Below are 20,375 nucleotides of genomic sequence, written 5' to 3'. Positions count from 1 at the left end.
TTTAGAATTCTAATTTTCTTAATTTATTTATTGATTTTAAATCTAATATAAGAAAAAGAAGGCATTTGTTGCCTTCTTTTGGTCATTTAGTGATATGGTACGCGAGGAGGGACTTGAACCCTCACGCCGGAGGCATTAGTGCCTAAAACTAACGTGTCTGCCAATTTCACCACTCGCGCATAATCTGGTGCCGTTTATAGGACTTGAACCTACGACCTACTGATTACAAGTCAGTTGCTCTGCCAACTGAGCTAAAACGGCCTATTTTTATATGCCTAAATAATTATATAAACTTTTTTTATTTTGTATTAAATTTTTTAAACTAATTTATTTGGACTATTTTATTAAAATTCCACTATTTTCCATAAGTTTCAAAGCAAATTTATGAAATTTATTTCCCTTATGATTTTTAGAATCAAATGTATTAACAAGTTTTTTATAAACTATTACATTCTTATCCATATTCTTAGAATTGAAATAAGTTTTAAGATTAAGGGCGAATTGGAGAATACAAATATCAGTACAACATCCAATAATTTCAAATTCATTATATGAATCCAAAAATTCTTTATTTTCTAATTTAAGAAATGCATTTGTTGTATTCTTCTTAATAATTGTCTTTGCAAATCCAACTAATTCAGAAACAATCTCAGATTCAGGTGTATTTTTTAAACAATGAAGTGGATACGAAAACATTTCAAGATCACTTTCAGTGTGTGCATCGCAAAAAAAGATATTATCAAACTCTGAATTTTGTTGCATATGTCTTGATATTCTTGGGATTAATTTTTTTATTCTTTTACTTGCAAGATTACCTTTTTTTGTAAATCCGTTTAGCATATCAATTACAAAGATTAGTTTTTTCATTTTAACTCCCAAATTTGAATATCTATTTAAATTAAATCTACATAAGTATTCCAAATTTTGGATCCTTGAAATCCCTACAATTTTATTTAATTACTAAGAATTATTATATTGATTTTATTTTAAATTACATAATGTTTTACATTTAAAGCAATAAATTATTATTTTATCTTTTTTTACTTGAAAAAGATTGCGACTGGATTGAAATTTACTGATTTTTTAAAGAAAAAACACTCTTTTTAACACCATAAATAAGTGTTATAAGAGTGTTTTAAAATATTAATCTTTTAATTTTAGAGATTTTGTTACTAAGTAGTTAGTTTAAAGTAACTTTAGTACCAACTTTTTCTGCAATGATATCTTCTAAATCTTTTAGATCACCAATAAATGCAGCCTTGCCACCTTCTTCAACAAATTTAATTGCAGCTTGAACTTTTGGTAACATGCTACCTGGCGCAAATTGTTTTTCTTCAATGTATTTTTCTAACTCTGCTTTAGTAGCTGTTTTAAGATCTTTTTGATCTGGTTTTCCGTAGTTTACTTTAACAAAGTCAACTGCTGTTAGAACAATGAAATAATCTGCGTTTGTTAATGAAGCCATTTTTGCTAAAGCAAAATCTTTATCAATAACACCATCTACACCTTCGATTGAACCACAGGTATGTTGAATGGTAGGAATACCGCCACCGCCACCTACTATAACTGTTGCACCAGCATCAATTGCTTTTTTGATTTGGTTAATTCCAACAAAGTTAATTGGTTTTGGAGAAGCAACAACTTTTCTGAAACCACGACCTGCATCTTCAACAATAACACTATTTGGATTTGATGCTTCTGCTTCTTCTCTTGTTGCAAAAAATGGGCCAATAGGTTTGGTTGGGTTTTGAAATGCTGGATCTTGTGCATCAACTAAGGTTTGAGTTAGAATGTATAAAACTTCCTTATCGTATAAACCTTCTTTTGTAAACTCATTTGTAATTGCGTTTACCATGTGATATCCGATATACCCTTGTGACATTGCACCAGCTTCTGGCAATGGTACTAATGGTGATTTTGGATTAACTGATGCAGCACTTACAAAACCATTAAAAATCATCCCAACTTGTGGACCATTTCCATGTCCAACAATAACTTCATGTCCTGCCTTAACTAATTCAGCAATCTTTTTAGCAGGAATTTTTACTAATTCTTTTTGCTCTGCAGGATTATTTCCTAGAGCATTTCCACCTAGGGCAATAACAATTCTACTCATAATTAATATCCTAATGTAGCTAGAATAACTGCTTTAATTGTGTGCATACGGTTTCCAGCTTGTTGAATTGATTTGTTGTATTTTGATTGGAATACTTCATCAGTAACTTCCATTGCACCTGTTGCAACAACTGGGTATTTTGCACCAAGTTTTTCTTTAATTTCTGCTGAAAATAGGGTTTTATCATCGTGGAATGCTGGTAAGCAGTGTAAGAAAATAACATTTTCTTTTGCAACTTTAATCATTTGCATATCTACTTGGAAAGCACCTAATTCTTGAATACGTGGTTCAAATAATTCAAATGGTTCACCTAAAGAAACTCATACGTCTGTGTAAATTGCATCAGCATCTTTAGCAGCCTCTAATTTATTATCTGAGAAAGTTACAGATCCACCATTACGTTCAAATAATTTTAGAACTTCTTCGTAAACATGTTTGTGATCTGGACCATTTTTAACAATTTCTCATTGTTCTTTTGGACCACACATAACAATGTGTACACCAAAGAAAGCAGCACCAATCATTAATGAACGAGCAACGTTGTTTTTAATATCACCTGAGAAAACAATTTTCTTTCCTCTTAAGTCTCCAACAAATTCTTTGAATGTTAAGTAATCAGCTAACATTTGTGTTGGGTGTTCAGCATCTGTTAGTCCATTTCATACTGGTACACCTGAATATTTAGCTAAAGCTTCAACGTCTGATTGTTTGAATCCACGGAATTCAATTCCATCATACATTTGTCCTAAAACCATAGCTGTATCTTCAACTGATTCTTTTTTACCAAAGTTTGATCCTGTTGGTCCGATATATGTACAACTTGCTCCTAAGTCAGCTGCTGCAACTTCGAAAGCACAACGTGTTCTAGTTGAATCTTTTTGAAACATGATTACGATGTTTGAGCCAGTTAGTGGTCGGTTATTAACATGTAATCCTTGCATTTTTGCCTTTTTTAATTCTAAAGAAAGATCTAAAAGATAATTAATTTCATCGGTTGTAAAGTTTAGAGCTGAATCTAAACTACGACCTTTTAAATTCATTGGCATTTTGTAAAGTATTTCTCCTATGTATAAATTCTTTTTTTTTTTTTTTTCTAAAATTTTTAAAAGTTTTAAGTGGATTTATTATTTTTATTTTTTATTATGATTAGGATAACTAAATAATAAACTAATTAAAACTCGTTTAAATTATAGCATTATCAAAATATATTATTGAATATATTAAATTTTAATAAGATAAATAAAAAAGTTAGGTTACTTACCCTAACTTAATCTAATTAATCTTATGAAAATTTCTTATTTTTTTGCATTTGAATTCTTCATTCTTGAAAGTTCAACATTTATTTTCTTAAGTTCTTCTAATATTTGCATTTCAGTAGTTGGTGCAACAACTTCTTCGACCTTAGGTTCGGTTTCTTTTTGTTTCTTAGCTTTACGCAATTCTATTGCATTTTTTACAAGATAAAAAATTAAGGCTGAAAAAAATATAAAGAATGAAATAATTATAAAACTTAATAGAGCGGATAAGAATTTACCAATTAAAACATTACCAACTTTCCATTCTTTAACTTCACCGAAATTCAAAGCTCCAGATATTGCTGAAATAATAACGTCATTTGCTAATGAGTTAACAACAGCTCCTAATGCTCCCCCTAGTAATACACCAACTGCAAGTAATAAAATATTCCCACGTTTTAAAATTGAACCTGCATCACTTCAAGATTTTTTAGCATAATTTTTTGCTTCTTCTTTTTCTTTTTTTGTCATAATACATCCTTTTATATTTTTATTTTAGTCTTAAAAATAAAATATTTTTATATGTCTAAAAAAATAAGTCTATATTTAGGCTGGATAAACTCTTTTTTTAACTATCACTCCAATATTTCCAAAACCTGAGATTACTCAAAGAATTGGTAGTAATGTTGTAATAAATAATATAAATTTTCCAAATGCTTGTGTCTTTCAACTTGCAATTGATAGGATTATCAAATCTAAAATATAAGTAGTAATTGCAAGAATTATTCCTATTCCAAAAATAATCAAATTCAGTTTATACTTTATTATTTTTTTTAAGAGATCAATAATTCTACTAATTGATTCCTTAAAACCTTCTTTATCAAAATTAGCGGCAATTGTTTTAAGATCTTGAGCAGATACTTTAATAAGTAAATAAATTCCTGTTGCAATAAGAGCAATTGCAATAAGTTTAAAGATTAGAGATGCAATTGAAAGTTTTCTTTCACTAGTCATAGTTTGCCTCTTTTTTTTCTACATTGTAATGATATTATTTCGATTCAAATTTTTTATCAAAATTATTAGATTATTATAACAAATTTGCTAAAATAATCTCTAATAAAATGCTATGTTATTTTCACATTTATAATAATTTATTAAACACATGGAGATGGATATGAATCCAACAAAAATTTTTGGTTTAGGTGGGATGCAGGAGATTGGAAAAAGTACTCTTGTCATTGAATATGATAAACACATATTCATTATTGATACTGGAATTAAATTCTCTGATACATTTATTACTGGCGTTAATGGTTCAATCCCTGACTTCACTTATTTAGCACAAAACCAAGATCGCATTGAAGGTCTTTTTATTACACACGGACATGAGGATCATATTGGTGGAGTTCCATATTTAGTTAAGCAAGTTAATGTTAAACGTATTTATGCTCCACGAATTGCAATCCAATATCTAAAACTTAAATTTTCTGATATGAAAATAAAAACTCACGTTGAGTTTATTGAAATAAATAAAGATTTGGTTGCTGATTTTGGAGATTGCAAGGTTGATTGATGAACTGCCCAACACTCAATTCCTGATGCTTTTGGAATTCGTATCAAAACACCAAATGGCAATCTTATGATGACTGGTGACTTTAGATTTGACTATACTCCAATTGGAAATCTAACTGATTTTTCCAAACTTAAAAAGATTGGAGATGAAGGACTTGATGTTCTTTTTTCAGATTCAACAAATGCAATGCGACCAGATCACTCACCTTCTGAAAGTGATATTCTAAAAGATATTAAAAAATACATGATGCAAGCTGAAAGAAAAATTATTGTGACAGCCTTTGCTTCAAATCTTACAAGAATCAAAGCAATCATTGAATTAGGAGCGAAACTTGGTAAGAAAGTTATTGCTTTTGGACGTTCAATGGTAGATAACATTGATATCGGAAAAAGATTAGGATACATTAATGCTCCTGAAGAGATCTTTATTGATAAAAAAGCATTGTCAAAATACAATGAAAATGAACTATTAATCCTAACAACAGGTTCCCAAGGCGAAGAAATGGCAGCACTTGCTAAAATGTCATATGCAAAGCATCCAAACATTACAATTAAACCTAAAGACGTCGTTATTTTTTCATCTAGTCCAATTCCAGGAAATCGATCAAAATGTGAATTGCTAGTTAATCGACTATACAAGTTGGGTGCAACAATTTATGAAAACGGTGTTGATGGATATCTTCATACCTCGGGTCATGCCTATAAGGATGAACATAAAAAAATCTTTGAACTAACTAGACCAAAATTCTTTATGCCATATCATGGTGAATATCGAATGAGTGTTGTTCATGGTCAGACAGCGATAGAATCCGGTGTCAATCCAAACAATGTTTTGATTGCTAATTTAGGAGATGTATATTATTTAGATCGTCACCAACTTTACCTTTCTAATGAAAAAGTGTATTTTGGACCTGTTTATATTGATGGAAATGTCCTATCAAAAGCAAATACGCAACTTATAAAAGAAAGAATGGAATTAGGTGAAAATGGGTTTGTCCATGTTGTAATCGCAATAAATAAGAAAAAGAATATTATTCTTGGAAAACCAAGAATTGTATCTCGAGGTGCTTTCTTTGTAAAAGAAGAACTTCATTTAATTGAAGAAGCTAAACGATTAGTTCATGGTGCTATCTTGTATACGATTAAAAATGAACCAGATTGAACAATGCCTAAACTAAAACAATTAATTATTGATCGCCTTGCACCCTTCTTTTATAAAATTAAACGAAGAAATGTTGTTATTCTTCCAACAATTCTTTTAGCTGATGCTAAAAAAGATGAAGAACAAATAGATTAAATTCTAAGTTACAATAAATTATCAAGAATCCAATCTAACTGAGTACTTGATAATTTTTTTCTTTAGAAAAATATTTTAATCATGTAAAATAGTTCCATTAAATTTGAATTGATTTAAAAACAAGAGGAGAATAGTATGAAAAAATCTAAAAGAATAATCCTAAGTATGATTTCATTAAGTTCATTTTTTATAGCTCCCGTTATTTTATCTAGTTGTGAAACAAAAAATAAAAAAATTGCAGACCTATTAAATAATGAAAATGAAAATACATCTTATCATCTAAAAAAGAATAAAGATGAAGATATAAAAATAAAAGAAACTACGATCAATAAATCTCCAATTAAGGAACAAACTAACACATCAAGTAATTCTAGAAAAAATAATGAAATTGATTCAAATAATATTCCTAAGACTAAAGAAAATGAAACTCCTTTAAAAATCAATAATCATTCAAATACTTATTCCTCTCCAAAAACTAAAAATGAATTAGAAAAGCCTAATATCGTTTCTTCTGAAAAGTCAACAAATGAATTGAATAAGATTGAAGAAAAGATTGAAAGTAATTCAACTAAGATTGAAATTAAAGATGAAGAAACTTTCAAAATTCATATGTCTGATGAAGAAATTAATAATTTTTATCCTATTCAAAATGTCTCCTCTCTTCAACCTACTTCATTATCATTTGATCAAGTAAAAGATAGAATTATCAATCAAATGTATGCTTCAAACTATTATGAACATCCTAATTTTATTTTAGAAAATAAGACTGTCAGTTTAAATAAAAAGATTGAAGATAATGAAAAAATTCAACTTAAATTGCTAGATACAAAAACTAAAAAAGCAATTGAAAATGTTAGATGATTTCAAAGAATTAGATATCCTCATGACTTAATTTTAGAAGAAGATAAAGATTCTTCACAAGCCTTAATTAAATTATCTAAAAATGGAATAATCGAAAAGAAAAAAACTCCTGAAGCTAATAAAAATGATGTTGTTGAAGTATGAGCTGAACACCAAGGCTATTTATATAGAACAATGGTAAAAATTGGTGGTGAAGATACAATAAGAGAAACATATGAACAACAACAAGCAAGAAATAAAGCCAAAGAGATTGTTAAAGATTGAATGCATCTTCCACTACTTCAAAAAATAATAAAAGCGCATGATTGAATTATTGAAAATATTCAATATCATGATACTAAAGATATTTGAAAGGATCAAAGTGCATATTCAGCATTAGTTGATCTTAAAGCAATTTGCACAGGTTACGCTAAGGCATTCAAAATGTTAATGGATGAATTAGGAATTCCAAGCAGTATTATAACTGGATCGATGGATCAAAGTTTATATCCAAACTATCATACTCGTCATGCTTGAAATCTCGTTGAACTAGATGGTGAATGATATCATGTTGATACAACAACTGATCATATAATTTATCAAACAAACAAAAGAAAGAAAAACAATAAAATAAGTCATAAATTCTTTTTGATGCATGATAAAGATTTTGGAAAAGGCAATTCTTACTTTAATTATTTTGAAAAAAGAATGGGTCAGCGCTTTAGAAACTTCAAACACCTTGAAGATGGAAGTTTTGTTAGAAATAAAGAAGAAGCATTTGCTCAATTTGAAAGATTATATGGTGTTCAAGATAATGAACAACTCCCAAAATGATTAGATTTATATGGAGATGAAAAACTATTTGAAGAAATTAAAAATGAATTTGAAACAAAAGGATTTAAGCCTAAACAAGCAATAATTGTAAGAGCTAATGATGATAAAACCTGAAAGATGGGATATCGTAAATTTAGATTCGAGTTCGATAATGAAGATCTTAAAAATAAATCCAATAAGGAACAAATAAACTTTAAAGTAGAAAAACATGCTGAGTTAGTTTTAAAAGTAATAATTGAAAACAAAAAGATCAATGATTTCAAATTGAATTCTTCTAACTTTATAGTTAATAAAGGAAAAATTAATGAAATTAAAGACTTTGAGAGCGGATATTTAGTATATCTTGATCACTTTGAAGACTTTGGAAAAAATGATATCAAATTAGATATTCAAAAATTTGGATACAAATTTAATTCAAATAGTAACTTAATTCAATTAAATGTAAATAAGCATCAAACTCCAAGTGCAAATCTAAAAACAATCGGATCCAATCGAGCTATTCTAAGTGGTGTAACATCTGGAATGGAATATCGAAACAATTCTGAAGAATGAAAAGAAATTACACATGATCATTTTGAAATATCTAATTTAGTTTCTGGTTCAGTTTCAATTAGATATAAAAGCAATGAAAATCAACTTCAATCAGATATTCAAAAAATTGAGATGCCAATGGCGGATGATATTGATAAGCAAATTAAGGTTTATGATAACAAAATTATTGGTGTAGATTCAATGATGGAATACAGATTGAAAGATACACAAAAATGAATTGAAATTAAATCCAATCAGATAGATGGTCTTAAAAAAGGAACTTATCAATTTAGAACAAAAGCACATAATAAAACTTTAGCTTCTCAAATCTACGAAATACTAATAAATTAAGCAAAAAAAATTACGAAAGACTTATTCGTAATTTTATTTTTTTTTAATTTTAAGAACTTAAATTATTGATTTAAGAATTTCGATCATTTCTGCATTGATTTTGATTGAAATGTTTTCATCAAAATCCTTAATAAAAATAGAAAAATCATGTTCTAATCAATATAATGCTCTTAAATAATCTGAATTTTTATAGTTATTTGAATGCTCTTTGCAAAGATAACCACCTTTATAAAATTCAAAATCAATAATATTCGTTTTATTCTTACATTCAACACAAGATTCAAAATTTGGTTTCATTCCAAAAACTCTTAATATTTCAAGTAATAAATAACTTAGACTTTGATTAGGATTTCTTTCCACTGATTCTAAGAAGATTCGATACTTATTAAAATCTAAATTCTTATTATTTATATAATTTAAAAAATATAAAACTAAATTATAAATATTTTGTAACATCGGATTCATTGGGAAAACTGAGATCACTTTTGCTCTTTTTAGAGTACTTATTTTGTTAATAAATTTTGATTTTATAATTTCAAGATTTACTAAGCCTAATAGTGGTGTATTAAGCTTATTTTTAGATTGTGATTTTTGAATTCCTTTAGCATATAAAAATCTAATTCCATCATTAATTAGAATTTTTAAAATCCCATCATTATCATTATGATTTTTAATCTCTAGAATAATGCCTAAAGTTTCAAACTCTCTATCTTTCATAATAATATTTAATTTTATAACAAATAAAAAATAAAAAAAAGAGCAACGACCTATTTTCCCTTATGGTATCGTCGGCACTGAAGGTCTTAACTGCTGAGTTCGGAATGGAATCAGGTGGGCCCCTTCGTTATGGTTGCTATGCATAATATTATATATAATTTTTTTTATTTAGAAAAAATATTTTATTTTTTTTAAATAAATTAAACAATATGCATATTTAGTTTAAATTAGTTTATTTATTCACCATTTAATATTGATTGACTAAGCATTTGTATAATGACTTACTTAACTAATTAAAATTAGATTTCATTACAAAATCAAGATATATATTAAGTTAATAATTTAATTGAGAGTTATAAAATTTAACTATATATAAGTAATAAATAAACGAAAGTTTTATTAATAAGGAAAATAACGTGAGTAAGAAAAAAATTATTTTGACAATCATTGATGGTCTTGGATTAAGAGAAGAAAAACAGGGCAATGCATACGCTCAAGCAAGTCATCCAACCTTTGATTATCTATTTAAAATGTGTCCCAATTCAGTATTGCATGCGTCAGGACAATATGTAGGATTACCCAAAAATCAAATTGGTAACTCGGAAGTTGGACATTTAAATATTGGTGCAGGTAGAATTGTTTATACTGGATTATCATTGATTAATAAGTCAATTGAAGACAATACATTCTTTGATAACGAAATACTAAATCAAATAATAAATAATTCAATTAAAAAAAATAAGACTCTTCACTTAATGGGTTTATTAAGTAATGGTGGAGTTCATTCATTAGATAATCATTTATTTGAAATATTAAAACTAGCAAATAAAAAAGGATTAAAAAAAGTATCAATTCATATTTTTGGCGATGGAAGAGATGTTAAACCTCAATCAATTAAGGATTCACTTGATATTCTAAATAAATTATCAACTGAATTTAACTATCCAATTTCTAGTATAAGTGGCAGATTCTATGCCATGGATCGTGATCAAATTTTTGAACGCAATGAGTTGGCACTAGAAGCAATCTTAGGTAGATCAAAAAATATATTTAATGATCTTAATTTATATATTGAAAATCAATATAAAGAAGGAATATATGATGAATTTTTTATTCCTGCACAAGCTAAAAATGGTGTATTTCTAGAAAACGGTGATAATGTTTTATTCTTTAACTTTAGACCTGATAGAGCTCGCCAATTAAGTCATTTGTTTTTAGGTAGCAATCTATATAACTACGAACCAAAGAATAAAATTGATGTTGATCTTTTTGTTTCAATGATGAAATATGAAGGAATTAATTCATTGATTGCATTTGAAGAAATGAAAGTAGATAAACCTTTAGGTGAAGTAATTTCAACAAATAATTTAAAGCAATTAAGATTGGCTGAAACTCAAAAATATGCTCATGTTACTTTCTTTATGGATGGGGGAAAAGAAATTGTATACCCAAACGAAGAAAGAATTTTAGTTGATAGCATCAAAGCAAAATCTTTTGCCAACTATCCACACATGTCAGCAGAAGGAATAACTGATTCATTACTTGAAAAAATAGATAACTTTGATTTTGTAATTATGAATTATGCAAACCCAGATATGGTTGGCCACACCGGAAATCTCAAAGCAACTATTCAAGCAATTGAATTTCTTGATTCACAATTTAAAAGAATTCTTGATTTTGTAAATCAGAATGAAAATGAAGTAACTTGGTTTATTACTGCTGATCATGGTAATGCTGAAATTACTGAAGATGCAAACAACAATCCAGCAACCAAACATACAACTAGTCCAGTTATGTTTATAAGTACAGATAAAAACATCAAATTAGAAAATGGATCACTATGTGATGTTGCGCCAACAATCCTTGATTATTTAAACATTAAACAACCAAAAGAAATGACTGGAAGAAGCTTACTTAGCAAAATTTAATAATGTCAAATAAAAATTAAGGCTTTCTCAATTATTAGCCTTAATTTTTATTTTTAGCTTCCTTAGGTATTATTCTAAAACTTTAATGCTTATTCTAAATTGTAATTATGTATTTTATTTAGCTATATGAATAACAATACTTTTTTAAGAACAAAATAAAAAACACATTGCTGTGTTTTTTTGAAGGAGGGCAATTTTTGATTTGGCGCGCCCGGCAGGAGTCGAACCCGCAACCTTTTGGGCCGTAACCAAACACTCTGTCCAATTGAGCTACGGGCGCATATTTGGAGCCACCAACCGGATTCGAACCGGTAATCAAGGTGTTGCAGACCTATGCCTTGGCCGTTTGGCTATGGTGGCGCAACACTTATTTTCGTTACGCCTATAATTATATTACTTTTTGATATATTTAATAGTTTTTGTAACTTATTTTGAAAAAAAGATTTATTTTGGCTTTTTAGAATCAAATTATTTAGAAAATTCATTAAAAATCGTCTTAAATTCTTCAATCTTAAGATTCTCAGCACGTGCTTTTAAATCTATATTATTTTTAAATAAAATTAACTCAATTTTATTTTTTTCATACTTAGTTAATAGATTGTTTAATAAGGTTTTTCTTTTAAATTGAAAGCATAATTTTATAAAGTCAAGATATTCTTTTAAATTAAAATCGATCTTTTTATTAAATATTATTTTTACTACCATTGAATCAACTTTTGGAATCGGATTGAAATTATGTGCCTTAACTATAAGCACTTTTTTAACTTCTGCAATGCTTTGAATAGAGACACTTAATTTACTATATTCTTTTGAATTAATTGAGGCCATCAATCTTTCTCCGACTTCTTTTTGCACCATGATAACTGCATGCTTTAGATATTGAAAGTTCTCAATTAATTTAAAAATTATTGGTGATGTTATGTTATATGGAATATTGCCAATCACAACTGCTTTTTTATCATTTTTTAAATTAGCATCTAAGAAATCCTGATTAAAAAATAAAATATTGTCTGGTAGTTCTTTGCTTAATCACATTTTATAGATTTCATTATCTAATTCATATGCTTTTAGACTTTTTACTTTATTAATTAATAAATTTGTTAGGGCACCTAAACCTGGCCCAATTTCAATAACATCTTCATTATCAGTATGAGCAACTTCAACAATTTGGTTTTGGATATCTTTATTAATTAAGAAATTTTGTCCAAAACTTTTTTTTGCCTTTATTTCCATTATTTAAACTCCAAAAACATTTTTAATATTTAATCTAATTTGCTTCACAAAAATATCTTCGTCGATTTCCTTTAAATTTGCAATATAAGAATAAGTATATTTAACATATGGACTAATATTAGGTTTACCGCGCATTGGAGTAGGGGCTAAATATGGAGTATCTGTTTCAACGAACATGCGATTAATTGGAATTTCTTTGACTGCTTCCTGTAATGTCTTTGCATTTTTAAAAGTAACAACTCCAGAAATTGAAAAAAATATATTTTCATATGGAAGCAATCTTTTAACATAGGCTAAATCACCACTAAATGAATGCATTACTATTTTTAGATCTTTATATTCAGCTCTAGTAATAATTTCAAACGCATCATCCAGCGCATCGCGAATATGAAGCATTGCAACAATATTATTCTTTTCTGCTACTTCTAGTTGTGATAAGAACGACTCTTTTTGAATTTCTTTTGAGGGTGAATCATCATAGTGATAATCAAGTCCAAATTCACCAATTGCAATTACTTCATTATTAATGATTGATTGAAGAAATTCACCATCTGCCTTGCCTGTTGCTAGTGTTGGATGAATACCAATTATTGGATGCATAAATTCTTTGTCTTTTTTGCATAATTCAAGTACTTCAATTGAATCTTCTTTTGATGTTCCAACAATAAATATTTTTTCTAGATCTTGATTTTTTCAATCAGATACGACTGCATAAGGATCTGAATAATACTCTTTAAATGGATGAGTATGAATATCAATATATTTAGGCATTAAATCTCCTTCAAAATAGCTAAGAAAACTTCTAAAACCTTATTTTTTCAATCTTCTTTTTTTGTTATGTAATAATTCTCACTTGAAAAAATATTATCCGAGATAATCTTAATTGATGCAATTTTTATTTTAAGTGTATTGGCTACCTTAATTAGGGCACACACTTCCATATCTAACAGTGTGCAATTATTGAAATTTTTTTCTATTATTTCAGTATCATTGATTGAAAAAAAGCGATCTGCACTGACTATGTTTTTTAACTCGAGTTTTAAAAACTTATTAAGATTAGAATTTAACTCATTTGACGTTTGAAATTCATATTCATTGTTTGGAAGTTCTCCTAGTTTATATCCTTCAATCGCCCTTAAATCAACATCAAAAAAGTATGCTTTATTAATTAAAAATGCTTCTGTAATCTTACCATTTTTTTGACTGCTTCCAACTGGTCCAATGTTAATTATATTTTCAACAATAAAGCCCTCTTCCTTTAGTTTTCAAATTGCAATACTTAAGGAAGAGGCTGCATTTACCTTTCCAACGCCACAAATAAGAAGTGCATAATCTTTCTTCAATGCTAAATTCGTATAAATACAAAGGTCCATTTGGTTAGATTGAAAAATGGTCTTATTCAATATATTTTGGTTTAAATCTAGATCAATTTCACTTTTTTCAGCAAAAACAAACAATGTAATTTTCTTCATAAATTAAGACCTTTTTCTAATTATAATAAATAAAAAATTCTTGGCTACTCTCCAAGAACTTATTATATATTGAAACTAAGCTACTAAACCATATTTTTTTAAAGTACGTACATTCTTGGCAGTAACTCTAACTGTTTTTTTTGAACCATTGTCAGCTAGGACGGTTACTTTTTGCAAGTTAAGATCAAAAGTTCTTTTTGTGGTATTTAATGCATGCGATCTCTTGTTTCCACTTAAAGCTTTTTGACCTGTTAATTGATCTCTTCCTGGCATTTATTCTCCTTTAAATTGTTGCATGTAAAATAGTTATCTTAATATTTTATATTAAATTGATTTTAATTTGGAAATTAAATTTATTTTATCTCGCTATCATCGGCAGCTTTTTTGATAATGTAAACTTGGTCATCAATTCAGACTACATCACCAACTCTTATCTTAGAATTTCTTCCAAGTGCATCCTTATCGTTAATACGTACTTTATGTACTTTTAGAAAATATTTAGTTAATCCACCAGTACGACATAATGATGTTTTCTTCAAAAATTGACTTAGTTTAATTTCCTCGCCATATATTTCAATCTTCATTTAGAAACCTCTTTGCGGCGTAATTAAGTGAAATAAATTTGGATTAGATTCTGATGTTATCACAATTCTCATTTTATCGGGGGTCAATGATAATTTAATTTCATCATCAAAACTTTGAATTGCGTCTTTCAAGAATTTTGAATTAAGTGCTAGTTTCAATTCAGACTCGCTGTAGCTGAAATTTCTTGATTTAATCTCAGCATTAGCAATCTCTTCACGTGTGGAAAGAATTGTTAATAGGTCATCCTTGATGTATAGTTTTATTTTGTTGTAATTTTCAGAAATAATTACTGATGCCTTATTCAATAATTCATTTAATTCTCTTTTTGAAATTAAAAGTGTGCTTGCAAAATTTTTAGGAATAATTCTTGAAACATCCAAATAAACTTGGTCAACCACTTTGGATTCAATAATTGATCCATCCATTTCAAATAAAATTTTTTGATCAGAAATATTTAAAATTACATCTCCATTGAATTCAAAGTTTAGTAAATCTTTTAAATTTTTTGCTAAAACACTAATATTGAAATTAATATTTTCTTCAATGTCAATTACTTCTTCAGCATAACGATATTTGTCAGTTGCAACTAATTTTAATTTTCCATTTTGTGCTGAAAGATTAATACAACATAAAATAATGTTTGTTTCAAGCGTACTTGCTGCTACTGCTACATTTCTAACTATACTTTTGAATTTTTGTCATTTAATCTTTACTTGTTCACCATAAACAGAAAAATCAATAACAGGATACTCAAAAGCATTATAAAGATTCAAAATATAATGATCGTTTTCTGTTTTTACTTCAAGTTTTGTCTCATTTGATTCTAAGATAATGTCATTGTCTAATTTTTTTATAATGGATCTAAATAAATGCAAATCAATTAAAATCTTACCTGGTTGAATAATTTCAGCATCAAGGGAAGTAGTGATATTATGTTTAACACTAATTGTTCCATTCGAACCAATTAAAGTGATTTGATTTCCCTCAGCAACAATTAAGATTCCCTTTAATTCAGGAATAAAAGGATTGGGATCAATTGCTTTTGCAACCCTTTCAATAACTTGATCTAATAGTAATTTATTAATTCTTAATTTCATTTCGTTCCTTATATTTTTAGATTACTAAATTATTTTCTTTAATATATTTTGAATTTTATCAATAGCATTTTTTAGTGACGAATTGCTTTGCATATTTGCATCAATTCAATTAAGAGAAGCAATAACTGTTGAGTGTGCTTGATTTCCGACCATTTTTCCAATCTCTTTGAGTGTAAAATCAAAATTATTCTTTAAAAAATAAGTAATTATCTTTCTTGGAATAACAATTTCTTGCATTCTGCTGTTGCTCATAATTTTTTTCTTTTCAACACCATAATATTTGCAAACTGTGTCAATAATTCTTTCAGGTGTGATACTTTCTTTCGATCTCGTAACATTTTTAAAAATGTTTTGCATAGTTTGCAAATCATAAGTAAAGAAATCATCTCCTTCAGCAAATAATTTAATTCTACTTATTGCCCCTTCGATTGATCTGATTGATGAAGAAAAATTACGTGCGATGTATCTCAATGCTCCATTTTCTCAAAGATCAACATTAATTTGATTTTCTTTAAGTTTGAACTTTAGAATTGAAATTACATCTTCAAACTGTAAATTATTGATTTCAATCGTAAGTCCACCTTCAAATCTAGTTAAAAATCTTTGTTCAAAACCACCTAAATCATTCGGAGCTTTATCTGCACAAAAAATAATTTGCTTATTATTTGTTTTCATAATGTTTATTACATTAAATAAAACATTAAGAGTGCTTTCTTTATTGCCATATTGTTGTACATCATCAAACATTAAGCAATCATAAGATGTCAATTCATCAATAATTTTATTAATTTGTTCTTGATTTTTAAGTCTTAATTGTTCTACTAATCTTCTTGTTAGAATATCAGGATTGATATACAAACAACTTTTATTTTGTTTAACAAACTCATTCCCGATTGCATGTAATAAATGCGTTTTTCCAAGTCCACTATTTGAATGGATAAATAAGGGGTTAGATTCATCAATATATTGCAAACAAATTCTTTTTGCGGCCTTTAGTGCCATTTTATTAAAATTTCCTGTGGCATAGTTTTCAAAAGTCAAATTATTTTTTACATTATTATTGATTTTTATTTCAATGTCATTTAGCGCTGAGTAATTAAAATCATTTTTATTGCTCAATTCTTTAATTTCTTCAATTGAAGAAACAAAAATTATAAAAACCTTTCTTTCAAGTACATTTACAATTGCTCGCTGAATTGTTTCAATAAATCTAGACTTTATAAAATCAATAATGTGACTTGGAACCAAAACATAAGCATTATTACCAGAAACATAAACGAGTTTTAAAGTTGAAAAAAAACTAGTATATGTCATCTCATCACTTGCAGTATTTTTTAATTCATTTTGAAAAATTTGGTTGCTAATATTTAGATCGAGTTCTTCATCTTTATATTTCATATCTTAAAATTATATTTTATTGCTAAATGTGACCTTCTAAATGTATATTATTTAATTTTTTAAACAAGATTATTAACATTTTATCAACACAAAAAATATGCATTTTCTTTCTTAAATTAAATTGAAAAAAATTACTTATTTACTTAATTGACACTTTAATTGTTAATAAATTAGAAAATGTTAAAAAATGGGTTTATAAAAAGTAATTTGTTTTGTTATATTTCATGAAGATAGTTACTTTAATAAGCCAATTTTTAAATGTTTCAAAAATGAATGCAAGTACTGAAAAATTGAATGAATATATAGGAATAAATACTCATTTAGTCTCAAAATTATAATAAGATAGAGGAATTATAAAAACTTAAATAAATAGTCCAAAATATGATTTAACTTAACAAAAATAATTGAAATAGTCAGTTAGTAATTTATTAATGATAGACAATTTTTCTTTAAGTTAAATTTGCGACGATAACCTAATCAAAACAATAAATTTATATGTCTAATTTGATAAAATAGTTTTACTATATTTTTGGTAAAATATTAAGAAGTATTTTAATCCAAATAAAATTATTAATTAAACATATATGAATTAAGGAGAAGATAATATGAAAAGAACATATCAACCTAAGAAACGTAAACATATTAAAGTGCACGGTTTTATGGCTAGAATGCAAACAAAAAATGGTCGTAAAGTATTAGCTGCTAGACGTGCAAAAGGTAGACATAAATTAACTGTTTCAGATGAAAAATAATTAGATCATCCTCTTCATGGAAATAACATCCAAATTAAAAAAATTATGGACAAAAAAAACATTGTCAAAAAAAATTGAGAATTTCAAAAAATAATTGATAGTCACAATCAAATAATTTCAAGAAATCTAATTATTTATTTCAGTAAATCTGACCATTTTAGAGTAGGAATTTCAATCCCTAAGCAATTTGCAAATGCAGTTCAAAGAAATCACTATAAAAATCAGCTAAGAGCAATTTTAAGAAAAATGGACACAAATAACATCAACTATGACACTGTCATCATCGCAAGAAAAAATTTCCTTAATTTATCTTGAGAAGAAAAAATTTTGGCAGTTCATAAAATTTATGAAAGGATAAGTAATGGCAAAAAATAATAATTCTAAACACTATGATGCGTTTAGAATTAACAAAACGCCTGAAGACAAGCAGCCTAAATATATTTGAAAAAAAGTATGAAAATGAATTAAGATTGCTTTCATTATCTTTTTTATTTCAATTGGTCTTGTAGGTTGCGTCCAATCGTTTGCGACAAAATCAGGAAACAAAGTCGGTACTGGGCATGAAATATATACAAAAGCTGATTATGTTTCACCTAATATTGCTACTCTAAGATGAAATGAAGATAGAAATGAATTTATTGTCCCTAACACTAATTCAAAAACAGGAATTGTTGCCAACACATATCTAGGTTTAGAAGATAAAGAGCAAATTAAAGCCCTAAAAGAGCAAGATAGAAACAATGGTGGACATTACGGTATCTATGGTGGCAATTCTTTTGCTCTTCAATTACAAAAACCAAGTAATTTAAATAATTCTTCAGAAAAAAATACAGAATGACAAAATATTTCTAATATCAACATCACCAATAAAGATGGTCAAAGAGGTGTTGTATATGGAAATGGTAAAAATCATATCTATGTTAACTTTGGTGATGCCAAAGGTAATGGTAGAACAAAAACATACACACCAGTAAATAAAATTCAAGATATTTACATACCATCATCAATAACATTCGAAACATACAACAAATACGAAAAACAAGAAGATGGTAAGGAAGAAAAAACTATTTTTAAAACTGATTACTCACACATTAAAAAATTAAATATTTCAAAAACTTCACTATCTACAATCAGTGGAAAAAGTGTTGATAGCATTCTTCTATCAGATATTTTTACAACATTAGTTGGTGAGACCTTTAGAATTTGAATTAATGACTCCAATAATCGTTCTGGGTTTGGTGAAGCGCTATCTAAGACAAACAAAAAGTCTATTAGTGACTTAAGAAAACTAAATAATGCTGATTTAATCAAAGAATGAAATACCTTTGTTTTACATTATAAAGATTCAATTGGCCCCGGAAAAATAACCGAAAGTGAAGGTTTCCAATTAAATAAAATCTTTAATAATGCAGCTTCAATGTTCAATAACTACACTCAAATTGCTTCATTGAGTAAATCAAATTATAAAGTTAAAGACAATCAATTAAATACCGAAGTAAATCTATATCAATATTCCCCAATTAATCCTTCAGGTAACTATAATGAAAATGCTTGAAAAAATAATCTATTATCAAATGATTCATTAATACCTCAAAAGCATATCATTACATATAAAGACCACTGAAGTTATGGACCATTCTATGGATTCTTTATGTATCCTGTGTCCCAATTTATGAATTCAATCATAAGAAGTTTAGGAACAACTGGATGAAGTATTGTCTTAGCATTAGTTGTTACTGTTATTATCGTAAGACTTATAACATTCTTTTTAACTGCTAAATCAATCTTTAGTGCCCAAAAAATGGAAGAATTAAATCAAAAGAAAGCTAAGATTGATGCCAAATATCAAGCTTACAAAACTGATAAACAAATGCAGCAAAGAAAACAAATGGAGATTGCTGAATTATATAAAAAAGAAAAGATTTCTCCATTTTCACAACTTCTATCTTCATTTATAACTCTTCCAATCTTAATTGTTGTCTTTAGAATTATTTCAACACTTCCAGAAATTAAGCAAGCATTTCTATATTCAATCCAACTTTCAGCAACATCTCTATATAGAGTATTCAAAGCTGGAGAGATGCAATATCTACCAATCTTAATTCTCTCAGTCGGAATCCAAATTATTGCTCAATTTATGCCAAAAATCTTACAACTGCGCAAAAAGAAATTCTTACGTGCGGATGCCTACCAAAAAGCAGAAATGAAAAAGGCAAGCAAAAAAACAATTCTTCTCCCTATAATTCTTTCATTTATTGGTGTTCTATTTAGTGCTGGATTGCAAATCTATTGAATCATCGGCGGTATATTTACAATTATTCAAAGTATCATTGTTCATTACATTCAAAAAACCAAATGATATAAAAATAAATTAAGTCCATGATTATTTAAAACAGCATAACACACAAAAAATCAAG

The 20,375-nt window shown here is 27.5% G+C and carries 19 protein-coding genes, 4 tRNA genes and 1 rRNA gene; 6 read left to right on the top strand and 18 right to left on the bottom strand.

Annotation, left to right across the window (positions count from 1 at the left end):
• Positions 1-95: 95 nt before the first annotated feature.
• The 7 genes from BCF89_RS00215 to BCF89_RS00185 all read right to left on the bottom strand — a co-directional run bounded on the left by BCF89_RS00215 (position 96) and on the right by BCF89_RS00185 (position 4,365).
• Positions 96-179: transfer RNA gene (locus BCF89_RS00215), tRNA-Leu, on the bottom strand.
• A 6-nt stretch (positions 180-185) separates the two neighbouring features.
• Positions 186-261 (bottom strand) — tRNA-Thr (locus BCF89_RS00210).
• A 75-nt stretch (positions 262-336) separates the two neighbouring features.
• The gene (locus BCF89_RS00205) at positions 337-867 is read right to left on the bottom strand and encodes a cysteine hydrolase family protein (protein WP_111517962.1); all 531 of its coding nucleotides are present in this window, start codon (positions 865-867) and stop codon (positions 337-339) included.
• A gap of 313 nt (positions 868-1,180) precedes the next feature.
• Positions 1,181-2,116, bottom strand: a complete 936-nt coding sequence (arcC, locus tag BCF89_RS00200) for a carbamate kinase (protein ID WP_111517961.1) — start codon at positions 2,114-2,116, stop codon at positions 1,181-1,183.
• Positions 2,117-2,118: 2 nt separating this feature from the next.
• Positions 2,119-3,162, bottom strand: coding sequence for an ornithine carbamoyltransferase (argF, locus tag BCF89_RS07345; RefSeq protein ID WP_111517959.1), 1,044 nt, complete (start codon positions 3,160-3,162; stop codon positions 2,119-2,121).
• Positions 3,163-3,411: 249 nt separating this feature from the next.
• Positions 3,412-3,882, bottom strand: coding sequence for an MscL family protein (locus BCF89_RS00190; RefSeq protein WP_111517958.1), 471 nt, complete (start codon positions 3,880-3,882; stop codon positions 3,412-3,414).
• 75 nt (positions 3,883-3,957) lie between these two features.
• Complete coding sequence (locus BCF89_RS00185; RefSeq protein ID WP_111517957.1) at positions 3,958-4,365, bottom strand: hypothetical protein; 408 nt, start codon at positions 4,363-4,365, stop codon at positions 3,958-3,960.
• A 160-nt stretch (positions 4,366-4,525) separates the two neighbouring features.
• On the opposite strand from BCF89_RS00185, the gene BCF89_RS07340 reads away from it, so the two are divergent.
• Positions 4,526-6,220 (top strand): ribonuclease J, encoded by a 1,695-nt coding sequence (locus tag BCF89_RS07340; protein ID WP_111517956.1) that lies wholly within the window; start codon positions 4,526-4,528, stop codon positions 6,218-6,220.
• 135 nt (positions 6,221-6,355) lie between these two features.
• Positions 6,356-8,776: an MAG6410 family transglutaminase-related lipoprotein gene (locus BCF89_RS07335; protein WP_111517955.1), complete on the top strand. Its 2,421-nt coding sequence runs from the start codon at positions 6,356-6,358 to the stop codon at positions 8,774-8,776.
• A gap of 57 nt (positions 8,777-8,833) precedes the next feature.
• Here the strand turns inward: BCF89_RS07335 and recO are convergent, their stop codons facing one another.
• The gene (gene recO, locus BCF89_RS00170; RefSeq protein ID WP_111517953.1) at positions 8,834-9,493 is read right to left on the bottom strand and encodes a DNA repair protein RecO; all 660 of its coding nucleotides are present in this window, start codon (positions 9,491-9,493) and stop codon (positions 8,834-8,836) included.
• 37 nt (positions 9,494-9,530) lie between these two features.
• Positions 9,531-9,634 (bottom strand): 5S ribosomal RNA (gene rrf, locus BCF89_RS00165).
• A gap of 275 nt (positions 9,635-9,909) precedes the next feature.
• On the opposite strand from rrf, the gene gpmI reads away from it, so the two are divergent.
• Positions 9,910-11,421 carry a 2,3-bisphosphoglycerate-independent phosphoglycerate mutase gene (gene gpmI, locus BCF89_RS00160; RefSeq protein ID WP_111517952.1) on the top strand — a complete coding sequence of 504 codons (1,512 nt, stop codon included), beginning with the start codon at positions 9,910-9,912 and terminating at the stop codon, positions 11,419-11,421.
• Between the two features lie 203 nt (positions 11,422-11,624).
• On the opposite strand, the gene BCF89_RS00155 is transcribed toward gpmI, so the two are convergent.
• The 9 genes from BCF89_RS00155 to dnaA all read right to left on the bottom strand — a co-directional run bounded on the left by BCF89_RS00155 (position 11,625) and on the right by dnaA (position 17,206).
• Positions 11,625-11,701: transfer RNA gene (locus tag BCF89_RS00155), tRNA-Arg, on the bottom strand.
• 5 nt (positions 11,702-11,706) lie between these two features.
• A tRNA-Cys gene (locus tag BCF89_RS00150) sits at positions 11,707-11,781 on the bottom strand.
• Between the two features lie 108 nt (positions 11,782-11,889).
• The gene (gene rsmA / locus BCF89_RS00145; protein WP_111517951.1) at positions 11,890-12,654 is read right to left on the bottom strand and encodes a 16S rRNA (adenine(1518)-N(6)/adenine(1519)-N(6))-dimethyltransferase RsmA; all 765 of its coding nucleotides are present in this window, start codon (positions 12,652-12,654) and stop codon (positions 11,890-11,892) included.
• Between the two features lie 3 nt (positions 12,655-12,657).
• Positions 12,658-13,425 carry a TatD family hydrolase gene (locus BCF89_RS00140; RefSeq protein WP_111517950.1) on the bottom strand — a complete coding sequence of 256 codons (768 nt, stop codon included), beginning with the start codon at positions 13,423-13,425 and terminating at the stop codon, positions 12,658-12,660.
• Positions 13,425-14,126 carry a phosphorylase family protein gene (locus tag BCF89_RS07330; RefSeq protein WP_111517949.1) on the bottom strand — a complete coding sequence of 234 codons (702 nt, stop codon included), beginning with the start codon at positions 14,124-14,126 and terminating at the stop codon, positions 13,425-13,427. Before BCF89_RS07330 ends, BCF89_RS00140 begins: the two co-directional genes overlap by 1 nt.
• A gap of 75 nt (positions 14,127-14,201) precedes the next feature.
• Positions 14,202-14,399: a 50S ribosomal protein L28 gene (gene rpmB, locus BCF89_RS00130; protein WP_111517948.1), complete on the bottom strand. Its 198-nt coding sequence runs from the start codon at positions 14,397-14,399 to the stop codon at positions 14,202-14,204.
• An 80-nt stretch (positions 14,400-14,479) separates the two neighbouring features.
• Positions 14,480-14,710: an RNA-binding S4 domain-containing protein gene (locus BCF89_RS00125; protein ID WP_111517947.1), complete on the bottom strand. Its 231-nt coding sequence runs from the start codon at positions 14,708-14,710 to the stop codon at positions 14,480-14,482.
• Positions 14,711-15,808 (bottom strand): DNA polymerase III subunit beta, encoded by a 1,098-nt coding sequence (dnaN, locus tag BCF89_RS07325; protein WP_111517946.1) that lies wholly within the window; start codon positions 15,806-15,808, stop codon positions 14,711-14,713.
• Positions 15,809-15,832: 24 nt separating this feature from the next.
• Complete coding sequence (gene dnaA, locus BCF89_RS00115) at positions 15,833-17,206, bottom strand: chromosomal replication initiator protein DnaA (RefSeq protein WP_111517945.1); 1,374 nt, start codon at positions 17,204-17,206, stop codon at positions 15,833-15,835.
• Positions 17,207-17,811: 605 nt separating this feature from the next.
• On the opposite strand from dnaA, the gene rpmH reads away from it, so the two are divergent.
• From rpmH to yidC, 3 genes are read left to right on the top strand one after another with little or no spacing between them, the layout of a single operon-like run.
• Positions 17,812-17,958 (top strand): 50S ribosomal protein L34, encoded by a 147-nt coding sequence (gene rpmH, locus BCF89_RS00110; RefSeq protein WP_002881399.1) that lies wholly within the window; start codon positions 17,812-17,814, stop codon positions 17,956-17,958.
• Between the two features lie 45 nt (positions 17,959-18,003).
• Positions 18,004-18,333: a ribonuclease P protein component gene (gene rnpA / locus BCF89_RS07320; protein ID WP_211305401.1), complete on the top strand. Its 330-nt coding sequence runs from the start codon at positions 18,004-18,006 to the stop codon at positions 18,331-18,333.
• Entirely contained in the window at positions 18,320-20,359 is a 2,040-nt protein-coding gene (gene yidC / locus BCF89_RS07315) for a membrane protein insertase YidC (protein WP_111517942.1), read from the top strand. Before rnpA ends, yidC begins: the two co-directional genes overlap by 14 nt.
• Positions 20,360-20,375: the final 16 nt, after the last annotated feature.

It is taken from the genome of Metamycoplasma auris, from assembly GCF_003253435.1.
Classification (GTDB): domain Bacteria; phylum Bacillota_I; class Bacilli_A; order Mycoplasmatales; family Metamycoplasmataceae; genus Metamycoplasma; species Metamycoplasma auris.
The sequence above is the reverse complement of the archived record's forward strand: the minus strand, read 5'-3'. Positions and strand labels throughout refer to the sequence as shown.